Source organism: Streptomyces sp. NPDC001668, assembly GCF_042893155.1.
Lineage (GTDB): Bacteria > Actinomycetota > Actinomycetes > Streptomycetales > Streptomycetaceae > Streptomyces.
The window spans coordinates 150,941-169,818 of sequence record NZ_JBIAUQ010000014.1; the positions used below are offsets into that span (position 1 = coordinate 150,941).

The window sequence follows — 18,878 nt, forward strand, 5'->3', positions numbered from 1 at the left end:
CCGACAACAAATCTCTTCAGCAATTTGCTCACTCATGTTGCTAACTCCCGGTCGACAGGCGCATCCTAGCGAGGGTCACGATGCGTACGAGATCCGTCGCGGCTTGTGGCATGTGCCGCTGGCTGTGCCGGTCTCAGCTCGTCCCCCGCCTTCGTCCGAGGAGGGCCGCACCATGGGCCGCCCCACGTTGTTCCACGTTGAGCTGAAGCGACGTGGCTGGGACAGCTGGGAAGAGTTCTGCATCCACTTCACGGCTGGCGGGCGGGCTTTGGCGGAGCTTACGGGCCAGCGTCGCCTTGCCACCGCAAGCGTCGGACGCACCACGTTCGAACGCTGGGCGCAGCCCACCTATTGTGGCCGGCCGCGGTCAGAAGCGGCGCAAATCCTGGAACACATCTTCGGCCACTCCACGGACGAACTGTTCAGCCCGGCCCGTACACCTGCCGAGCTTCGCCAGCCGACCACCGAAGCGGCGGCGGTGATTGACGACCGCTGGCCCTCCACATCGCGCCTCATCGTGCCGGCTACCGGAGCCGCTGGGATGTGGGAGCTCACCGGCCGGGACTCCCTGGCCGGTACCGCCGCCGCTGTCCAGGTCATGACCGCCGTACACGAGGAGGACGGCGACGAGGTACGCGTCCTCGACTCCGACGAAGGCCTGAAACAGTTCTTACGGCCCGCCGCCCGCCGCGGCTTCCTCCTCGGCGTGGCCGAGCATGCCGAGGACTACGGGTTGTACGTACTTGACGCCGCATCGGCAAGACGTGCCCAGGCTGTCGCCTCCCCCCGCAGCAATCCCATTTCCATCCCCAAGGCGTACCTCCTCGACGACCTTACCTACGGAATTCTCTGGTCCCTCACACAACTGGACGACGGTCTCCTCGCCGACGACCAGGCCCTCGACGCCGAGAGCCACAACCTGGACACCTACCTCGCGCTCCCGCGCTCCGCACCCAACCGACAGCTGCTGGAACTGACCTCTGCGGGGTCCAGCTGGTGGGGGTCAGCATTCTGCGCCCACTACATCCAGCGGGAACTCCAAAGCGCCGGAGAGATTCCCGCATTTTGGACGCGCGAACAACGCGGCGCCGAGGCAGCACCGTGGATGATCTTTTCCCACAAGATCGACTATCTGCGGCGCATGGGCCGCTTCGTCGAGGGCGGCCAGACGACCTCCCGTGTCTTCTGCGTCCCTGAGGCTGCTGTCGCCCGCACCGAGCGCTACGAACGCATCCTGCTGCTGCTCGCTATTGCCCTCATGGAACGCCACGGCATCCGCGTCCGCCTCGTGACAAACCCCGCGTACGCCGACATGGACGGTGTCGCATTCATCCCTGGCCAGAAGGCCGTCGTCGCCAACTGGGTCCGTACCGGAGAGGCGTTGTGGGCCGCCAGCACCACCAGCAGCCGCGGGGATCTCCGCTCGTATCGCACCGCCTTCGGCGATGCCGAGGAGATCAACATCCTCATCAGCCCCGACCCGAAGGGGCGCCTGGAAGAGCTCGCTCGCTACTTGGACATCGACTGGGGGTGGATCACCACACGATGCCGAGAGGTGGCCGAGCACGGTGTCGCCGGCCTCGTCCGCACGCGGAGCCGTCTGCTGACGAGCGACGGCCTCGACGATGCCCTGTCGTTCCTCGGCACCTTCGCCCCCAGAATCTGAAACGATCTACGCTCTCCCGCCCCTGCGACCCGGAAAGGGCTCCTGTGCCAGCCTCCTCCAGCACGAACGACCCCGTCGAAGTGATCACTCTCGGCGGGACCGTCGCCATGACACGCAGCTCCCAGGCGGGGGGCGCAACGCCGAGCCTAACCGGAGCCGACCTGGTCGACGCCGTTCCTGAGCTGCGGAGCGCTTCGCGGATCATCGTCGAGGACTTCCGGCAGCTCCCAGGCGCCTCACTGACTCCCGCAGACATCGTTGCGCTGGTGGAGCACATCGCAAAGACCGAGGCAGAGGGCGTCCGAGGCGTCGTGGTGACGCAGGGCACCGACACGATCGAGGAAACCGCCTTCCTGGCAGACCTGTACTACCGAGGGGACATCCCCGTGGTCTTCACCGGCGCCATGCGCCATGCGAGTCTCCCCGGCGCCGACGGGCCGGCCAACATCCTCGCCGCAGTACAAACTGCCGCCTCAGCAGAGGCACGCGGCCTCGGAGTCCTGGTCGTCTTCGGCGATGAGATCCACGCCGCCCGGCACGTGCGCAAGATGCACACGACCAGCATCACCGCCTTCGCGTCTCCGAACGCCGGACCCATCGGACACGTTGTGGAGGGCACCCCTCGCATCCACAACCGCGGAAAGCGCACCCCATCCATTCCTTGGCCCGGCGGCCCGCAGCCCCGTGTCGAGGTGGTCACCGCCGCGCTCGGAAGCGACGGCGCTCTCCTTGACGCACTCAAGGACACAGTCCACGGTCTCGTGATCGCCGCCTTCGGTGTAGGCCACGTCCCGGCCTCCTGGTGCGACAGGCTCGAAGAGCTCGCCGATACGATTCCGGTAGTCCTTGCTTCCCGGATCGGCACCGGTTCCGTGCTCACGAGCACCTACGGGTTTGCTGGATCGGAAAGCGACCTGCTCGCCAGGGGACTGATCGGTGCCGGCACTCTCGACCCCTTCAAGGCCCGGCTGCTGCTCAGCGCCCACCTTGCTGCGAACAGCTCCCGCGCTGAGATCGAAGCCGCCTTCGCCGCCTGCCGGTGACCCACGACCGCACCCCTCGGAGATTCCGTCATGCGCTCCACTGAGCTCACCGTCCGCCGCCAGATCATGGTCGTCCTCGAGCACGGAGAGGACTTCTACACCGGCCTGGCCGAAGCCTGTGCCAAGCACGACATCCGGTCTGGCTACATCCCCTCCTTCGTCGGGGGCTTCCGCACTGCGCGACTCGTCGGGGACTGCAAGCCCCTCGAGAACCCGGACGCTCCCCTGTGGGAAGAGGTCGAGGTAGAGCATCTAGAAGCCCTCGGTGGTGGCACGCTCGCCTGGGACGCCGAAAAGGGCCAGCTGGCGCCGCACATCCATGTCGCAGCAGGCATCAAGGACGCCTCCGCCGATGGGCGCGTCTCCCACCTTCTCGGCGCCACCGTCCAGTTCATCTGCGAGATCCCCGTGGTGGAAGTGATCGGAGCCGCAGATCGGCCGGCACTGACGCGAAGCCGGGACCCACAACTGTTCGGTGGGGAAGTACCCATCCTCGGCTTCGGCCCTCACCACTAACGGCAGCGACGGCCATGCGCAGAGCTACTCGATTTCGTCAGGTGGTCCACCAACGACGCCTGCACCTCTTCGAGTCGTTCTGCTCCCACTTTGTACGCGCCGCCCATGAAGTGGCCCAACTGGACGAGAACCCCCGTCTCGCGACGGCGATGGTCTCGCGGAGCGCCTGGGACCGATGGATGGACGGAGACATCCAGGGCACTCCGCGGGCCGACACCTGCAGAGTCCTGGAGCACCTCCTGGGCGAACCCGCAGAGGTCCTGTTCGGCCCGCCGCGCCCCGCTCCACCACGCGAGGAGCAGGAAAAGGCGCTGTCGCCTCACCTCGACGCGATGGCGTCCTTCCGACTCGCCGACCGCCAACTCGGCGGCGGCCACGTCTATAACTCCCTTCTGCTCTACCTCCGCACCGAAGTCACCACCAGCCTCATCGGCCTCGGCGCTGTCCAAGGCGCAGAGGCGTTCCGCGACGCGGCAGTGCTGACGGAGATGGCTGGCTGGATGGCACACGACTCGGGGCGCGACACCGTTGCCCAGGGACACTTCCTCAGTGCCCTGCGCTTCGGCCAAGCAGCCGGCGACCCGTCTGTCGCCGCCAATGTGGAAGCCGGCATGAGCCACCTGGCCCTCCAAGGAGGCCACGCCGACCAAGCGGTCGAACTTGCACGCAGTGGGCTGGACCGGCTCCGTGCCGCCGAGCCTGTGCCGGTGCTGGCAGCCCGACTCCACGCCATCAAGGCCCGGGCCCTCGCGCGCGGCGGCTACGCCAAGCAGGCACAGCAGTGCTTGGACTCCGCACGCGAGGAACTGGCCGCTGCCGACACGGCGCTCGTGCCGGACTGGGTGGCCCCCTTCGACGCCGCGGCACTAGCGAGCGAAGCCGCATCCATCCTGCTCGACCTACGAATCCTTCCGGCGGCCACCGACGAGGCGAACCGCGCCCTCAAGCTCCGCGACGCGAGCCGGGCCCGTAGCCGTAGCCTCGGGCAGATCACGCTCGCCCAGTCACTGATCGCGCAAGACCAGGTGGACGCGGCCTGCGCCGTCACCCACGACCTACTGCAAACCTGCCAATCGCTGGGGTCCATCCGCATCAGCCGGGACCTTGCGGATCTTCGGACCGCACTCGAGCCATACGCCAGCTCCAGACAGGTCAAAGAAGTCCTTGACCATATGACTGTCGTGGCCCGGCACCGTAGATTGCTGCTGGCCAGCCTCACCGTCACGGAAGGGTCCCAGGTGTGAGCAACGCACCTCAACCGGGAGATCCCGGTCGTGATGTGTACCTTGCCGAGGGCAACGCCAAGCAGGCCCGGAAACGCGTGGTCGCGGACGCCCTGATCCGAAACGACCAAGGACACGTGCTCCTGGTCGACCCGGCCTACAAGGCGGGGTGGGATCTGCCTGGCGGCATGGCTGAGGCCAACGAGGAACCCCTCGACACTGTCGCGAGGGAGCTCCGCGAGGAACTCGGGCTCGACGCCGACTGCGTCCAGATGCGCGGCCTGCTCTGCGTGGACTGGGTGGGCCCTCACGGCCCGTGGGATGACCTCCTCGCTTTCGTCTTCGACGGCGGTGTCCTACCGAATGCCCGAGTCGAGAAGCTGTCCATCAAGGACGACGAGCTCAGTGGCTTCCGGTTCTTTCCGCCCGACGAAGCGCTCCGCCTGCTCCCCAATCGGCAACGCGCACGAGCGACCCAAGCACTCATTGCCCTCGGTGACGGAATCCCCCGGTACCTCCGAGACGGCGTCCCCGCATGGAACTCCTCAGAGGCGCCGACTGGGTGGCCACACACTTGATCCGGACGAATACGGGAGTTGAGCATGCCTCTCTCCGGGTCGCACCCTGATTCGTTCCCCAGCGTCCCGCCCATCGACATCGACAATCCTGCGACGGTCGCCGCACACGACTGGGCCGCCTTCAACGCTGTCTCTGCAATGCACAATCACTGGGACAGATCCGGCTGGTCTGATAGGACGAGGGCTGTCTACTGGCTGCTGACCATCTCCGATTCGGCGTTCATCGCCCACGCCCGCCGCTGTCAGAGCTTCATTCGGCACCTTCAATTCGACGAGATAGCCCCTGATGGCTTTCACCTCACCCTGGGGCGCGTCGGGCTCATCGACATGTTGAACGACAGGGGACAGCTAGAGAAAGTCGCGGCGACGGTCCAGGCACAGGCGCCGCCGTCTTTCGCCTTAACCGCCGTCCCACTGACCGGATCTCGCGGTGCGCTTCGCTATAGCGTGGCCCCATGGACACCGATCCTCGAACTCCATCAGCTCCTGGTCGCAGCCTCCAACACATGCGGCCTTCCGCCCATGGCTCCCACCGCGCGACTCCGGCCCCACATAGGGATCGGGTATGCGAACCGAACCCTGCCAGCAGCGCTCGCCCGTAACGCCGTCCTACCACTCCGAGCCCTACCGCCCGCCACTCTGACCATTGACCGGGCCGACTTGGTCGAGATGTGGCGCGAGCCCGGTGAATATCGGTGGCGAGTTCTTTACAGCGTTTACCTAGAGGCTGGACCTGTTCACGAAGCTGACTAGTCTCACACAACCGAGCAACGGATACCTGATACTTGAGAGGGATGGCTACCCCTCGCTTTAACGAGAGGTAGCCCATTGGTTCGATGTCGCGTGCGGGCCCTTCTAGACGCAAAGGTTTGTCACCAGAAAGCTGCGGAGAGCGGCAGGCGCAAGCGGAACTAGTCCTCGTTCGCGGCCTCCAGCAGGGAGAGAACCTCGTCGCGGAGACCAGGGCCGGCGGCGATCGTGGCCCGCGAGGTGATCTGGTGTGATCTCCCATCGGCGTCCATGACGCAACCGCCAGCCTCGCGCACGATTGCTACTCCGGCGGCCATGTCCCAGGGGTGATTGCTCAGGGTGATGGTCGCGTCGAGTCTGCCAGCTGCCACCCATGCGAGGTCGATCGCGGCCGAGCCGAACATGCGCACCCGTAGGGCACGTTCGGTGAGCAGTTGCGTGATCTTCAGCCGCCGTTGGTTCCGCTTGGCCGAGCCCTCACCCACCGCGTAGTCGCCGATGGCGACGATGGCTTCGCGCAGGGCTGATGTGCCTCGGACACGCAGGCGCTCACCATTGCAATACGCTCCGTGGCCTTCGGCAGCCTGGAAGCGTTCGCTGAGAAAGGGCAGATCGATCACTCCGAGGACCGATCGACTGCCGCGGAACAACCCAAGGGAGATCCCGCACAGGGGCAGCCCGCTGACCAGGTTTGCTGTGCCGTCCACGGGGTCGAGCGACCAGGTGAGGTCTCCTTCGAGGCTGTGGCCACCTTGTTCCTCGCCGAAGAAACCGACCTCCGGTGTCTCCCTCTGCAGGAAGGCGCGGACCTGTTCCTCGACGGCAACGTCGAGTTCCGAGACCATGTCGCGGTCGCCCTTGGATGTGACGGTCCCAACGGCCTTCGCCGTGAACAACGCTGCGGCACGGTCGACGGCATGGCCGGCGATCTGCTGGAGCAGGCGGAGGTCAGTCACTGTTCCTCACGCCTGTCCCACAAAGTTGTGAAGATCTGCTCGAAGGTGGCATAGAGGCCACCTGATACGCGGCGCTTGCGAACGAGGAAGGTGGGAGAGTCGACTCCTCGGACGTCGGGGAGATAGGGCTGGGCCACACACACCTGCTTGTCGACAATGAGCACGTTGAAGCGGATCGGCTCGTCGTACACAGCAAACTTCAACCGTTGCCTGGCCTCGGGCGAGAGCCGGTCGGCCACTCGCTCCTGGACGATCGTCAGGTTCATCGCTGTCAGGGCGGAGAGGAACTGGGGAGGGTGCCCCTCTTCTCGCTCTCGCTCGGCGATGCTGCGCCCGTACGGTTTGAGGAAGAGGGCGTGCAGCGTCGTTCCATTCTCGATGAGCTCTCGGAGGCGGGCCTCGGAGTAGGTCTGGCACAAGAAGTTCAGGCTCAGCCCACACGCCTGGATTTCCTTGGCATTGTCCAGGAGCTCAGAGATCGGCATTTTCGAGTGGAACTCCGATCGGCTGCCGAAGACGCCTACGAGATCCGCGAACTGGTCGCCCACGATCTGGCTCAGTGCGTCCCCCGGATCACCATCGACCAACCCGGGACGCGCCTGGCGCGTGATCAGCTCCGCGGCGACCAGCACATCTCCTGGTGGAGTCGCTGTTGACTCCCACCCCTCGACCGCTTCGGCGTTGACCGGCCACCCGAGCATGGTGGAGAGCAGGTCCGCGAACTCTTCCCGGCTCTGGCCTTTCGCCTCGCGGGCGGCCCGCAGCTGTCCCTGTGCCAGAGCGCGCAGGTTCGGCTTGTAGGACCGCCGGTCCTGCAAGGACACGACCGCGCCCTGAACTGCCTCGGCGGCACTGCTGAGATGACGAGGACTGTTGGTCACGCGCCCGCCGCCCGCCGCACGTCGTCGGACTCGTCAGAAGCCGATACGCCCGCTGCAAGAAGCTCGTCGGGGAAGGGCTGTCCGAGGCGTCCGTACAGTTCGATCAGGTGAGTGTGCAAGGCCCCGACGGACCGTCGCACAGCACGCAGTTCCTTCCGAAGCTCTTGCAGCTGTTCCCTGTCTGCCTTGTCCAACTCCTCGACCCTGTCTTCCATCGCGGCGAGCCGCTGATCGAGTCGGCTCCAGGGAGCTTCGTCTTCCTCCCCCAGATTCTCGGGCTTGGAGGTGACAAAGACACCCTTGCCGGCGATCCCCTCCAGAAGCCCCTTCGCGACCAGTTCCTTTACGGCGCGGCGCACCGCGGTTGACGACGCGCCGTACTGATCCATGAGGCCCTGCGTCGAGGGGATCTTGTCTCCGACCTTGAGGTCGTCGGGGTCGGCGATTCTCTGTTCCAAGGCCGCCATGACCCGGCCGTATTCGGTCCGGCCGCTGCTTCCGCCCACTCCGCGCCTTCCTTGTGCGTCTATGTGCACCTTGATGTGCATGCCGCACATAGTCCAGCACAGCTCGCGGGTCGCTACCAGGCGAACCACTCCTTCCGCCATTGAAGATCCCTCCTTGACAACCTTGTGCACATGGATCAACCTTGTGCACAAGGTAGCGCATGGTTCCCCGCAAGTCGGCATGTGCTGCCGGCGTACTGACGGCAAACACCGCCGGTGCGAAGCAGCCGGCAAGGACCGGCACCGCCCCGATGGGGCGGTCAACCGCCCGGACGTCTCCGCACACATCTGGAGACCGAAGGAAGCGGCTGAACCTCGAGAACTTCAGAGAGTGATCCACCGCAGAAGTACAGAAGGCCGGCCTGGATGAATCGGCCGGAGCGAGTGGAGACCAGCCGGCCGAGAAAGGGCTGCCGCCCACGACGTATCGCGCAACCGGCTCTAAGACCGACGCGGCTTACACCTTCAGCTCGCGATGACGTCCCGGGATAGATCCCCCCGGGGTGGTCCGGAAGGAACTGCCCGACCGGACACTAAGCGGCCCGCGTCTAGATGAGATCCCTGCGCGGTGGCGCCGCGCACGCACCAGTAACCGCAGTCGTCGGCGCTCACTCACCACGGCGAGCGCCGACGGCCTCGGCCACTGGTGGCCACTGCCGCCAAGCCGGCCCGCACCCTCCGGGTGCTCCAACCGATCACACAGGAACGTTCAACCATCCCCTGTCGCCCGACAGAACATTTCTCAGCATGAATCAGGAGAAGCCATGAAGTGCTCCGCTGGTATAGCCGCTGCCGCCGCGACCGCCGGCGCGATCGGGATGCTGGCCTCCACCGCCGTCCCGGCGCAGGCGTCCCCGACGGACCCGCAGCCGACCCGCTCCTACACCGAGCAGCGGCACGACCCGGTCACCGGCAAGCTGGAGACGGCCAAGGTGACCGAGTACGAGGACGTCACCGTCACCCCGGCGACCTCGGTCACTGTCGCGCCGGCGCCCGGCACGGGCGGCCTGTACCTGCGCAACGCCGACGGCTCGATCAAGGGCCTGATGGGCGAGGGTGACCAGGCGCAGTTCCTCGGCTGCCACCCCAGCAACAACCGCTACGTCCTGGTCCGCCAGATCACCCACGGCCACGGCGGCTGGGGTGCGTACCAGGGCTACGTCACCGCCGCGGCGACCATGGGGCCCAGCCAGCTCCCCTGCTGACGATCACGACCCTTGCCAGGGCGGCACGGACCACCGTGCCGGTCTGACACGTCGGGGCGAGCAGTCGCCACGGAATCCGGCCGGGCCCTCCAAGGGCCCGGCCGGCCCGTTTCCCCCCGTGAGGCGCTCGCACCGCGTCGCTCCCGCCCCCGGAGAGCCTGATCAAACGGCTCGCCATCGCCCTCACCAACTTGTGGAGTTTTGCCGTGGATTGGCGCCATCAAGCGGTTTGCCGGGAGGAAGACCCCGAGCTCTTTTTCCCCATCGGCAATACCGGCCCTTACCTGATCCAGGCGGAGGAGGCCAAGGCCGTCTGCCGCAGGTGCCCCGTCATCGAGATCTGTCTCCAGTGGGCGCTTGAGTCCGGTCAGGACTCTGGCGTCTGGGGCGGACTCAGCGAGGACGAGCGCCGTGCGATGAAGCGCCGGGCCGCCCGCAACCGGGCCCGTGCCGCCTCTCGCTGAACGACCCCTGCCCGCCGGAGGTTCCGGCGCACCCCGTGCGCCGCCGTACGACGCGGCTTCCTTCCCGCCCTCACAGGGGCGGCCAACAGCACTTCGCCTGCGCCCAGTTCATAGGCGCGGCCCCGTGGCGCGGTCCAGGCGCCGACGGGGCCACTGGCCAACCAACTCACCGATCTCGACACAGATCTCGCAACGGAGTTGATCGCGTGCGTACCACCATGCCCCATGTCCGACCGCAGCCGGACACTGACCCCGCCAACACCACCCCCTCGCTGCCCCTTCTTCGCACCACCAGCCCCACCGGCTTCCACAGCATCACCGTGCCGGCGCACGGCTCCGCCATCGACGACATCGCCGCCGAGGACGACGGGGTCGGCTACGAGGAGGAGCCCGAGGCCCTGGCGGGCCGCCGGCGCGCGCACGCCCTCATCGGGGAGGCGGCCTGATGACACGCCAGCCCGCGTGGAGGTACCACGCCCGTGAGGCCCTCAAGGCCGGAGCCGCCGCCGACCAGGCCCGCGCCAAGGCCGAGCACCTGAACACCGCTCGCAGCAGCAGGGGCGCCGAGCGGACTCCCGCCAAGGGAGGCACGGTATGAAGAACCCTCTGGCGTTCATGTTCGCCGACCCCTCCAGGCACGGCAGCGGCCCGCACAAGATGGGCAAGCCCCACAAGAGCGCGGCCGACGCGGACCGCGCGGGCTGGGAGAAGACGGACGAGACCGGCGGCTTCTACTACCCGGCTCCCCGGCGCGGCATCCTGCGCGGCCGGAGGCGGACATGACCGGATCTCCGCTGCCCCGCCATGTGGCGGCCGGGAGGATCTCCGGCGGCCGCCTGAGCCTCTACCGCACGTGCGAGGACGGCTCGACCGTTCCGCTGACACCGGACGAGGTCGACGCACTGGTCGAGCAGGCCCGCGCGCGCCGCCGGCGCCCGTTCAGCACGCCACCGGCCCCGACCCGGCTCGCCCTGCTCCTGGGCCACACCGCCCCGGCGGAAGAGGTAACTCCCACGGCGGCCGCCGGGCCGCGGACCGGGAGCTGATCGGAAGGCCGTCGAGCCAGGCCGGCAACGGGCCGGGCCCCTCACCGGGGCCCGGCCCGCCTTTGCATGTAGGAAGGAGTCGCGGCGTGACAAGCCGCAAGAACAACAAGAAGCGGCAGCCCCGCCGATCCCGGGTGACGGCCACCGTGGCAGCTCGGGCGGCGGAAAACGAGCTGGCCGGCCACACGGTGTCGGAAGAGCAGACCGGCCAGGCGAAGGCCCAGGCCGACGTGCGGGTCGCTGAAGTCGACCGGCAGGCCGCCGAGCTCCTCCACACGGCGGAGACCTCCGCCCAGGACCTGGTGGCGCGGGCGACCGCCGAGGCGGAGGAGAAGACCGCCGCGCTCCTCGCCGCCGCGGAGCAGGACGCCGACCGCATCCTTGAGCGGGCCCGCGCGTACGCCGAGGAACTGCGCACCGAGGCCGAAGGCAAGGCAGCCGAGGTATGCCAGCAGGCCGAGGCCCGCGCCGAACGGGTGCTCGCCGACGCCAACAAGCGCGCCCAGTCCCTCCTCGCGAACGCCAAGAACCGGGCCGAGGAACTTCGGGCCGAGGCCGAGCGGGTGAAGAACGACGCGGTTGCTGCGGGCAATCGTCTGCGCCGTGACGCCGAGGCCGAGGCCACCCGGATCACTGAGCGGGCCAAGGAACTGCGTGACACGGCCGAGCGTGATGTCCAGAGCAAGCGCGATGCCGCCGAGCGGCTGCTGCAGCAGGCCCAGGACGACGCCGCGCAGGTACGCCGTCAGGCCGACGAGGACAGCACCCGCACGGCAACCCGCGCACGGGAAGAAGCCGACCGCATCACCGCCAAGGCCCAGCACGACGCTCAAGAGAGCGAAGAGCGGCTGGCCGAGGCGCTCGTCCGCGCCGAGGCCCGCGAGAAGGCCGCGGAGGAGAAGCTGCTCGAGGCCGAGGTCGCCCTCAAGGAGGCCACCGGACGGGCCGAGACCATGCTCAAGGATGCGGCCACCCAGGCCGAGGCGACCCTCAAGGAAGCCAACGAGGCATGGAACAAGGCGATGTCCCGCTTCGAGCGCCGCCAGGAACGGCGCCGCCGGCGCCGGGAACTCCGCGCTGACCGTGTCACTCTGGGCTCCCGGATGGCCAGGCTCGGCGAGTGGAGCAGGACCCTGATCCGCAACCAGGCCCGACGGGTCCTGGTCGGCGGCCCGATCCTGGCCCCGATGGCCGTCGCCTGGTGGTCGCAGACGGACTACGCCCGAACCGCGTTCGGCTGGTGGACCATCTTCGCCCTCGGGTTCGCCGCGGCCTGGGAGCTGACCACGGCCTTCGTCGGCTGGATGTACCACCAGGCCCGCCGCATGGGCGACTCGGGCCTGCTGTACCGGGTCATGACCTGGGTGTTCGCCGCTGGCGCTGCCGCCATGAACTACGCCCACCACTGCGGGCCGGACGGCCAGCCCACGCAGCCGGCCGTCGCCTTCGCCACGATGAGCCTCGTCGGCATGGTCCTGTGGGAGTTGTACGCGCTGCTCATGCACCGTCAGTACCTGCGTGAGCAGGGCAAGCTGGCGTTGGCGCGCCCGCGGGTCGGACTGATCCGCTGGGCCCGTTACCCGGTGCAGTCCTGGACCGCGTGGTCGCTGATGATCACGAACAGCGAGCTCACCACGCTGGACAAGGCCTGGGACGCCGCGGCCGAGGAGATGAAGGTGCGGGCTGCGGCTCAGGCCGTCCGCAAGGCGGCCCGGGCCACCGAGCGGACCGCCCGGGCCGCGGACCGGGCCGACCGCCGGGCCGGTCTGCTCCGCCACCGGATCGTCGTCCCCCGAGTCGGCATCGCCGACTTCGGCCCGGCCGCGATCCCGATGCTCCGTCCGATCACCTCGACGGCCCGGGCCGTCGACTGGGCCGCGCACTCGGACCAGCTCGCGGCCCGGGCCGAGGCTGCCGAGCCGGACCGGGCCACAACTGGGCCGGATCCGGCCCAGTCCGGGCCGGACCTCTCCCACCTCGATCCGGCCCAGGCCGAGGAGGGAGCGCGGCCCGGGCCGAAGCCCGATCCGGCCCACGGGCCGACGGGCCACAGCACCGACGACCCCAAGGAATCGCAGCCGGACCGGGCCGAGGAGCCGGACCGGGCCGAGGAGCCGGACCGGGCCGAGGAGCCGGACCGGGCCGAGGAGCCGGACCGGGCCGAGGAGCCGGACCGGGCCGAGAAGGCGGACCGGGCCGAGAAGGCGGACCGGGCCGAGAAGGCGGACCGGGCCGAGAAGGCGGACCGGGCCGAGCTGGAGCTCAAGGCTGTCGAGTACCGGGCCGTCGAACTGCTCCTTGAGCGCAAGGAGAACGTGAGCAAGGCCAACATCGGCCGGGTTGTTCGCCACGAGCTCGAGGGCACGATCGCGAACGACCGAGCCGCGTACATCGCTGTCCAGCTGGCGGCTGGAGCCAAGCCCAAGGCCCTGGTCGCCGAGGACCGCGTTCCCGCCGGCGTCTAGCCGCGTCCGTCGGTCGCACAGGGGTGGAGCCACCGTTTCGCCGGCGGCTCCACCTCTCTTGCGCCTCGGCGGGACCGCATCCTTCGAGCCGGACGAAACCGCAGGTAGATCGCCTGGTAGGGGCAGGTAGAGGCGGTAGTTGGCCCACTGTGCCCCCCACGGCCGCCGCGGGGGAGAGGGCGTACGCCGTCGCTGCCAGCGTCCGCGGCGACGCCTCTTCGCGGCTCGATCTCCGGCTCCAACCGCCTTTCCCTCACTGACTTTCGAGTGGAGTTCCCATGCTCTGGACCCTCCGGACGCGTCTTGCTGCCCTGATGCGTCGGCATGAGCCCGCGGCCCATCCCGACGAGGTGCAGGTCCGGCTCCCGCCCCGGCGCCTGCCGCGCGGCGGCCCGCACGCCCTTGATGAGGAAGCAGAAACCACCCCGACCAGCAACCCGGACCACGCCAGCGGCCCGGTCCGACCCGGTCCGGAGCACGTGGACCTGTCGGATCTCGGACAGGACGAGCTCCAGGCACGCCGGCGCATGGTCGACGCGATCGCCCGCCACGGGTGGAAGAAGGAACCCGCCACATGACCCCGAACCAGGCAGAGGCGACCAAGACCGTCGATGACGTCCTCGCCGGCATCGACAAGACGCTCGAAGAAGCCGACAGCCGGGCCAGCAAGGCGGATGAGCCCTCCGAGGCGGTTCCTTGGGAGCCTGAGGAGGCCCTTGAGAGCCCTGTAGCGGCCGATGAGGTGCCGTCAGGCCCTGAGGGACCAGAGGACGCTCCGCTGGCCCCAGCAGCCCCGCAGACGGCCCCAACGCCCGCTCCGCGCAAGCCCCGTGAGGATGACTGGTGGGACAGCGTCTACTACGACGACAAGGCCCACTGGGACACCAACACCGGCAACATCAGCGATGATCCGCCGTCGGCCGGGCCGGTATCGCAAGTCCCCCCGGAGCCGGTGCTCGCCCCGACTCCCGCCGCCGACAGCGACGTCGAGAAGGTCGACGACGACAACTACGACGACGGCGACCACGAGGGCGACCAGGGCGTCGTCGATGCCGATCAGGCGCCGGACGACGAAGGCGCGATCGCCCGCGCGTGGCGGCAGGCCAAGGCGCTGCAGTCCCTTGCTCGGGTGGAGGGGCGCCGGCGCGCAGCTCTCCTGTACTTGCCTGGTACGGCCCTCGCCTGGGGGCTGGGCTGGCACCGGCGCGTCATCGCGTTCATGGAAGCCGGCTACGTCGCCCCCGGGCAGCTGATCGGCTCCCTGATCGGCTTGACCGCGCTCGGCGGCGGTCTCTGGCTTGCCGTCAGGAAGAAGAGCCCGCTCCTGGCCGCCGCGGCGTTCGTCGTGGCCGGGGTCGGCTATGCCGAGGGCGGCACCCACGTCGTCGACTACATGACCGCCCACGGATGGGACCCGGCCATCGCCACCCCGATGGGTTCGGCGCTCCTGACCGGTGCACTGACCTGGTGGTTCATCGACCGGCGCACGGCTCACTGGTTCCCGCCGCTCGCGTGCGCGATGCGCACCCCGACCGCCGCCATCGGCCTCGCCTTGATCTTCTACACCGCCCCCATCGTGTAAGGACGCCCACCTTGATCAGCAACACCACCACACTCGCCGCCGGTTCTTCCGCGATCACCGACGTTGTCGGCCGCATCGGCGCCGGCGGCGTCGCCTTCCTCCTCGGCGCCATCCTCTACTTGGGTCTCAGCGAGAAGGGGAAGACCAAGCTCGCGGGCAAGCTGAAGAAGAAGCCCGGTGCCGTGATCATCATCGGCATCCTGTTCGCCGCTGCATGTGCCAAGGCCGGCGGGTTCTGGGACCTGTTCACCAGCCTGGCCAACATCCCGGCGGACATCATGCGAGAGGACCTCGGCATGGGCGACATGGGGCCCGCGGTGCCGCCCCTCCTCGCGGTCATCGTCCTTGCCCTGACCCGCCCCAAGCCCGGTGCCATCGCCTTCTGGGCGTTCTTCCTCTACATCACCTGCGCGGGAGCGGGCCGCGGTTCCCTCTGGGACATCATCGGCATGGTCACCGACAAGGTCCTGGCGAAGGCGGGCTGAGGTGACACCGGTGACCGCACAGCCCGAACCCATCCCCGTGACGCCCGACCCTGCGCCGACTGCGCAGCCCGGGCTGTCCCTGGTGAAGGAGCCCAAGGACTCCCCAGGAGCGTCGCCGGACGGCGACGCAGCCCCGGTCGAGGACACCGTTGAGGACCAGGAACACGACGACGTCGACAAGGGTGAGGACCTTGTTCTCGGCGGGGGAATCCTCGCCGAGATCACCGCCCTCGTCGGCCGCGAGGCCTGGATCGAGTTCGCCCACGAGACCGGCGCCCTGATGCGCGACGTTGCTGTCCGCTTCGCGGGACTCCCCAGCCGGATCGTCCGCGCCACGTGGCGGGCCACAGTCACGGTCCTCGTCCGTATCAAGGACGGCTCCGTGATTCTCGGTGCATCCATCGCGGAGTGGGTCACCGCCGAGGAGACGAAGGCGGAGCCCGCGAAGACCGACAAGAAGGGAGAGTCGCGGGACGACGCCAAGTCCACCGCGGACGACAGCAGTGACTGGCCCAGGCCGGTGAGGCGGGGTGGCCTTCTCCTCCTGGTCGCTGCTGGTCTCGTGCATCAGGGTAAGGACGACCCGGTGACCGTCGCGGTCGTAGCGGCCAGTGTGTGGTCCGCGGCGGCCATTGTCGCCTCGCGCTCCGGTCGGGCCGCGTCCTCCCGACCCGCAGGAGTGCCGTCCGAGAAGCCGGCGGAGCAGACCACCTCCGAAAATGATCATGAAATTTTGGGGGAGACGGGGGAGTCGGAGGAAGTACCCACCCGGGACCAGGCCGCCGCCGGCCTGATTCGCTATGTGGAGCACGCTGTAGCAGCGGCCAAGCACCTACATAAGCACAAGGGAGTGCACACAGAAACGCTGCTCGACGGAATCAACCGAACCGAAGGCCTGCGCGCTGCGATCCTCGATCCAATAGCCCCGCACGGTGAAGAGTGGGACGTTCCAAGCCTTAACGCGGCCCTCAGCTCCCTTGGAATTCCCATTCACAGCAAGGGATTCAAACTCATCATCGACGGAAAGCAGCGCGTACGTGCCGGCGTCCGCTATGAGGAGCTCGCCCAGTACCTTGGCCGGCGCCCCCACCTCCCCCCGTCTCTGGTGGAGGACCGCACGCGTGTGTACGCCACTGAGTGAGGGGTCCTGCCCGCATGTAACCGGTCGCGGCCGGCCCCGCGCGCGGGCCCCTCCAGTCGTCGCTGCAGGCGCCGCCGTTGCACCGCTCCCCGTCTCTGCCAGGCCTCTACCGAATGCCCTACCTACTCGCCCTACCTGCGTCCTGACCTGCGGGTTCTACCTCAGCCCTACCGCTCCTACCGGGGGTTCTACCCCGCCCTACCACCCAACGCGGGCCCTTCTGAGGCACTATGGTTCGCCAACCGCCGTGCGCCGGAGGAGAGTTCGCGTGTTCCCTGGGCCCTACACCTACCGGTGCCCCGTCTGCCGGATCACCGTCCCGGACCTCACCTGGAGCCAGGCCCGCCGCACCCGTGACGGCCACCGCGAGCAGATCCACGGCAGCCCGCTGGCAAAACCCGACGGCGAATGCATCACCCGCGCGGCAGGCTTCGATCAGTGGCGCGTCCCGGTCATCGCTCTCTGCCTATTCGTCGCCCTCATGGTCCTCTCTCAATTCCTCTAAGCCGTCGCTGCTCTGACCTATGGTCAGGCCGCGCGGCTATGACTCCCGTCTCGGCGTCGAATCCGACTCCCAAAGCAGGCCTGAAGTTACTGCTTGCGGTACGGGAGGCCTGAAAAGCGCCGCCGAATGCCCACCTGGTTTTCGACGACGCCTTCTTCCTTGCCGACGCGACCTCCATAGGCCTCGGTCGTAGACCCGTGGCCCGCCGTTTCACCGGTTCAGCGCGCGGAGCCGTTGCGCGTCCCGGGCGGCACCGACTGCCGGGCCGGACTCCCGCCCGTGTGCGGCCTGCTGCCAATCCCCAGCGGCCGGCCCTCCGCTGGCCCTCGCGCACGGCTGGGGCCGAGCCTTGTTCAACCTTTCCTGTTCACTACTCGCCTGGACGCCGCGGCGTATCAGGCACTTGGAACCGTCATGTGTTGCTGCTTCTTCTGCCGCATCGCGGCCTGCTTCGTCATATTCAGGATCGTGCTCGGCGCGGTCCGCCTGTTCTTCCTCTTCATCTTGTTGACCGTGGCGGCAGCGCCCCTGGTGGCCGCGGCCCGCCTGGTCGGCGACGTCTTCGACGCCCTCGAACCGGGGGATCTCGTTTTGAGCGCTGTCGGGGTCCTCGGTGCGGGACTGGCTGTGTGCGCTGTCGCCCGTCGGCGCCACGCTGACTGATCGGCGAGCACCCGCCCTCACATTTGACGCTTAAGGGTTGCGTCTGGGTGGCGTGATATGTATTGTCTTAAGCGTCATTCTGGTTGGGTGGCGGCGCTGCGGCTCTGCCCCTGGCGGCCGCGGTCTTCGAGCACGGCCGGCGGATCCGCCCCCTTCGCCGGCACCGGACACACGACCCAAGGGAAACCATGAGCCCTGCCACGGACACGAGGCCGAAGACGGTCATCGACCCGGAACTGCCCGACGCTGTCGCCGGCAGCATCCGCACCATGACGCCGGATGAACTGACCAACCTGCCCACCAAGGACCACAGCGTGTGGTGGGGAGTATGGGAGCCGGTGAAGTGCGGCGCCAAGATCTGCGGGGCAGCCGTAGTCCTCTCCATGGTGCTCCCGCAGGCATGGGAGGCGCTGAGGCCTCAGCTCTCCGGCCTCGTCGGCCCCGGCGTCTCTGTTCTGGTGATCTGGGCCGGCTGGTCCGTACTGAACCGCAAGGGTGAACGCGACCGGCGCCGGACGATCCGCGACCATCGCGAGCGCTACGTCCTTCCCGAGGACCTGGAGACGGACGCGGCCGAGCTGATGGCCCGGACCCAGGCGGCCATCCGCACGGTCACCCGGTCCGTCCTGCACCGTGAAGGCCTGATCGACGGCCAGCGCAGCGCCCAGCTGCTCCCCGCCCAGGAGTGGGACATCGCTGTCTCCCTGCGCGACTACAGCCGGCTGGTGCGCAAGACCCCGAAGGACCCGAAGGGTGAGGCCGCCCAGGCGGTACTCGCTGAGCGGCGCCGTCTGCTCAAGCTGAGCCGCGAAGGTATCGAGCAGCAGGTCACCGCTCTGGAGACGTACGCCGAGCAGGTCGCCAGGGCCGAGCGCCTGTACGCCGAGACGCAGCAGCTGAAGCAGATCAGTGAAGGCGATGACGAGCTACTGGACCTGCTCGCCCGAACGGCACGCCACGAACTGGGCGCGGAGGAGGCCGAATCGCTGACGGGCGAGGTCGCCGCCGTCGTCACGGCCTATACGACGGCGCTCAAGAGCGCCAAGGAGGCCGCCGCCATCGCTCTTCCGGCCGCGAGCCCGGATCCGGCGCCCACAGGCTGAACACCGCCGCGACGGGCCGCACGGCCCGCGCCCGGACGCCGCCGGGGCCGAGCCCCGCCGGAGCGTCCACCGACGAGCACGGTCAACGTCCGCGAAAGGA

At 68.3% G+C, this 18,878-nt stretch carries 23 protein-coding genes; 20 read left to right on the top strand and 3 right to left on the bottom strand.

Annotated elements, in window-relative coordinates; genetic code table 11:
- Positions 1-172: 172 nt before the first annotated feature.
- From ACFYZ8_RS33940 to ACFYZ8_RS33965, 6 genes are all read left to right on the top strand, one after another.
- Positions 173-1,666 carry a hypothetical protein gene (locus ACFYZ8_RS33940; RefSeq protein ID WP_389050502.1) on the top strand — a complete coding sequence of 498 codons (1,494 nt, stop codon included), beginning with the start codon at positions 173-175 and terminating at the stop codon, positions 1,664-1,666.
- Positions 1,667-1,710: 44 nt separating this feature from the next.
- The gene (locus ACFYZ8_RS33945) at positions 1,711-2,709 is read left to right on the top strand and encodes an asparaginase (RefSeq protein ID WP_389050505.1); all 999 of its coding nucleotides are present in this window, start codon (positions 1,711-1,713) and stop codon (positions 2,707-2,709) included.
- A 30-nt stretch (positions 2,710-2,739) separates the two neighbouring features.
- Positions 2,740-3,225: a PPC domain-containing DNA-binding protein gene (locus ACFYZ8_RS33950; protein WP_389050507.1), complete on the top strand. Its 486-nt coding sequence runs from the start codon at positions 2,740-2,742 to the stop codon at positions 3,223-3,225.
- 179 nt (positions 3,226-3,404) lie between these two features.
- Positions 3,405-4,469, top strand: coding sequence for a hypothetical protein (locus ACFYZ8_RS33955; protein ID WP_389050510.1), 1,065 nt, complete (start codon positions 3,405-3,407; stop codon positions 4,467-4,469).
- Complete coding sequence (locus ACFYZ8_RS33960) at positions 4,466-5,026, top strand: NUDIX domain-containing protein (protein ID WP_389050513.1); 561 nt, start codon at positions 4,466-4,468, stop codon at positions 5,024-5,026. Before ACFYZ8_RS33955 ends, ACFYZ8_RS33960 begins: the two co-directional genes overlap by 4 nt.
- Before the next feature lie 24 nt (positions 5,027-5,050).
- On the top strand, positions 5,051-5,779 hold the full coding sequence (locus ACFYZ8_RS33965; protein ID WP_389050515.1) for a 2'-5' RNA ligase family protein: 729 nt from the start codon (positions 5,051-5,053) through the stop codon (positions 5,777-5,779).
- Between the two features lie 158 nt (positions 5,780-5,937).
- Here ACFYZ8_RS33965 and ACFYZ8_RS33970 read toward each other — a convergent pair whose 3' ends face one another.
- The 3 genes from ACFYZ8_RS33970 to ACFYZ8_RS33980 are packed head-to-tail and all read right to left on the bottom strand — an operon-like array spanning position 5,938 to position 8,161.
- The gene (locus tag ACFYZ8_RS33970) at positions 5,938-6,732 is read right to left on the bottom strand and encodes an inositol monophosphatase family protein (RefSeq protein ID WP_389050517.1); all 795 of its coding nucleotides are present in this window, start codon (positions 6,730-6,732) and stop codon (positions 5,938-5,940) included.
- On the bottom strand, positions 6,729-7,613 hold the full coding sequence (locus tag ACFYZ8_RS33975) for a DUF5919 domain-containing protein (RefSeq protein ID WP_389050519.1): 885 nt from the start codon (positions 7,611-7,613) through the stop codon (positions 6,729-6,731). The genes ACFYZ8_RS33970 and ACFYZ8_RS33975 overlap by 4 nt, the downstream gene beginning before the upstream one ends.
- Entirely contained in the window at positions 7,610-8,161 is a 552-nt protein-coding gene (locus tag ACFYZ8_RS33980) for a GntR family transcriptional regulator (protein WP_389050522.1), read from the bottom strand. Before ACFYZ8_RS33980 ends, ACFYZ8_RS33975 begins: the two co-directional genes overlap by 4 nt.
- Before the next feature lie 722 nt (positions 8,162-8,883).
- Between ACFYZ8_RS33980 and ACFYZ8_RS33985 the strand changes: the two genes are divergently transcribed.
- From ACFYZ8_RS33985 to ACFYZ8_RS34050, 14 genes are all read left to right on the top strand, one after another.
- A complete protein-coding gene (locus ACFYZ8_RS33985) occupies positions 8,884-9,324 on the top strand; it encodes a hypothetical protein (protein ID WP_389050525.1) in 441 nt (146 codons plus the stop codon).
- A 206-nt stretch (positions 9,325-9,530) separates the two neighbouring features.
- Positions 9,531-9,788, top strand: a complete 258-nt coding sequence (locus ACFYZ8_RS33990) for a WhiB family transcriptional regulator (protein WP_389050527.1) — start codon at positions 9,531-9,533, stop codon at positions 9,786-9,788.
- A gap of 206 nt (positions 9,789-9,994) precedes the next feature.
- The gene (locus ACFYZ8_RS33995) at positions 9,995-10,234 is read left to right on the top strand and encodes a hypothetical protein (RefSeq protein ID WP_389050530.1); all 240 of its coding nucleotides are present in this window, start codon (positions 9,995-9,997) and stop codon (positions 10,232-10,234) included.
- Positions 10,234-10,386 carry a hypothetical protein gene (locus ACFYZ8_RS34000; RefSeq protein ID WP_389050532.1) on the top strand — a complete coding sequence of 51 codons (153 nt, stop codon included), beginning with the start codon at positions 10,234-10,236 and terminating at the stop codon, positions 10,384-10,386. The genes ACFYZ8_RS33995 and ACFYZ8_RS34000 overlap by 1 nt, the downstream gene beginning before the upstream one ends.
- The gene (locus ACFYZ8_RS34005; RefSeq protein ID WP_389050534.1) at positions 10,383-10,571 is read left to right on the top strand and encodes a hypothetical protein; all 189 of its coding nucleotides are present in this window, start codon (positions 10,383-10,385) and stop codon (positions 10,569-10,571) included. The genes ACFYZ8_RS34000 and ACFYZ8_RS34005 overlap by 4 nt, the downstream gene beginning before the upstream one ends.
- Entirely contained in the window at positions 10,568-10,834 is a 267-nt protein-coding gene (locus ACFYZ8_RS34010) for a hypothetical protein (RefSeq protein WP_389050536.1), read from the top strand. Before ACFYZ8_RS34005 ends, ACFYZ8_RS34010 begins: the two co-directional genes overlap by 4 nt.
- An 86-nt stretch (positions 10,835-10,920) precedes the next feature.
- Positions 10,921-13,299 carry a hypothetical protein gene (locus ACFYZ8_RS34015; protein WP_389050539.1) on the top strand — a complete coding sequence of 793 codons (2,379 nt, stop codon included), beginning with the start codon at positions 10,921-10,923 and terminating at the stop codon, positions 13,297-13,299.
- Positions 13,300-13,577: 278 nt separating this feature from the next.
- Positions 13,578-13,877, top strand: coding sequence for a hypothetical protein (locus tag ACFYZ8_RS34020; RefSeq protein WP_389050541.1), 300 nt, complete (start codon positions 13,578-13,580; stop codon positions 13,875-13,877).
- Positions 13,874-14,881 (top strand): hypothetical protein, encoded by a 1,008-nt coding sequence (locus ACFYZ8_RS34025; RefSeq protein WP_389050544.1) that lies wholly within the window; start codon positions 13,874-13,876, stop codon positions 14,879-14,881. Before ACFYZ8_RS34020 ends, ACFYZ8_RS34025 begins: the two co-directional genes overlap by 4 nt.
- A gap of 11 nt (positions 14,882-14,892) precedes the next feature.
- Positions 14,893-15,366, top strand: coding sequence for a hypothetical protein (locus ACFYZ8_RS34030; protein ID WP_389050546.1), 474 nt, complete (start codon positions 14,893-14,895; stop codon positions 15,364-15,366).
- A gap of 10 nt (positions 15,367-15,376) precedes the next feature.
- Positions 15,377-16,507: a hypothetical protein gene (locus tag ACFYZ8_RS34035; RefSeq protein WP_389050549.1), complete on the top strand. Its 1,131-nt coding sequence runs from the start codon at positions 15,377-15,379 to the stop codon at positions 16,505-16,507.
- A gap of 268 nt (positions 16,508-16,775) precedes the next feature.
- Positions 16,776-17,012 (top strand): hypothetical protein, encoded by a 237-nt coding sequence (locus tag ACFYZ8_RS34040; protein WP_389050551.1) that lies wholly within the window; start codon positions 16,776-16,778, stop codon positions 17,010-17,012.
- Between the two features lie 468 nt (positions 17,013-17,480).
- A complete protein-coding gene (locus ACFYZ8_RS34045; RefSeq protein WP_389050554.1) occupies positions 17,481-17,675 on the top strand; it encodes a hypothetical protein in 195 nt (64 codons plus the stop codon).
- A 188-nt stretch (positions 17,676-17,863) separates the two neighbouring features.
- Positions 17,864-18,778: a hypothetical protein gene (locus ACFYZ8_RS34050; protein ID WP_389050556.1), complete on the top strand. Its 915-nt coding sequence runs from the start codon at positions 17,864-17,866 to the stop codon at positions 18,776-18,778.
- The last annotated feature ends 100 nt before the right edge of the window (positions 18,779-18,878 follow it).

Coding starts and splice junctions, on each gene's coding strand:
- ACFYZ8_RS33940 (WP_389050502.1), top strand. CDS start 173: ATGGGCCGCCCCACGTTGTTCCACGTTGAGCTGAAGCGACGTGGCTGG.
- ACFYZ8_RS33950 (WP_389050507.1), top strand. CDS start 2,740: ATGCGCTCCACTGAGCTCACCGTCCGCCGCCAGATCATGGTCGTCCTC.
- ACFYZ8_RS33955 (WP_389050510.1), top strand. CDS start 3,405: ATGGACGGAGACATCCAGGGCACTCCGCGGGCCGACACCTGCAGAGTC.
- ACFYZ8_RS33965 (WP_389050515.1), top strand. CDS start 5,051: ATGCCTCTCTCCGGGTCGCACCCTGATTCGTTCCCCAGCGTCCCGCCC.
- ACFYZ8_RS33980 (WP_389050522.1), bottom strand. CDS start 8,161: ATGCACATCAAGGTGCACATAGACGCACAAGGAAGGCGCGGAGTGGGC.
- ACFYZ8_RS33985 (WP_389050525.1), top strand. CDS start 8,884: ATGAAGTGCTCCGCTGGTATAGCCGCTGCCGCCGCGACCGCCGGCGCG.
- ACFYZ8_RS34000 (WP_389050532.1), top strand. CDS start 10,234: ATGACACGCCAGCCCGCGTGGAGGTACCACGCCCGTGAGGCCCTCAAG.
- ACFYZ8_RS34005 (WP_389050534.1), top strand. CDS start 10,383: ATGAAGAACCCTCTGGCGTTCATGTTCGCCGACCCCTCCAGGCACGGC.
- ACFYZ8_RS34010 (WP_389050536.1), top strand. CDS start 10,568: ATGACCGGATCTCCGCTGCCCCGCCATGTGGCGGCCGGGAGGATCTCC.
- ACFYZ8_RS34020 (WP_389050541.1), top strand. CDS start 13,578: ATGCTCTGGACCCTCCGGACGCGTCTTGCTGCCCTGATGCGTCGGCAT.
- ACFYZ8_RS34025 (WP_389050544.1), top strand. CDS start 13,874: ATGACCCCGAACCAGGCAGAGGCGACCAAGACCGTCGATGACGTCCTC.
- ACFYZ8_RS34050 (WP_389050556.1), top strand. CDS start 17,864: ATGAGCCCTGCCACGGACACGAGGCCGAAGACGGTCATCGACCCGGAA.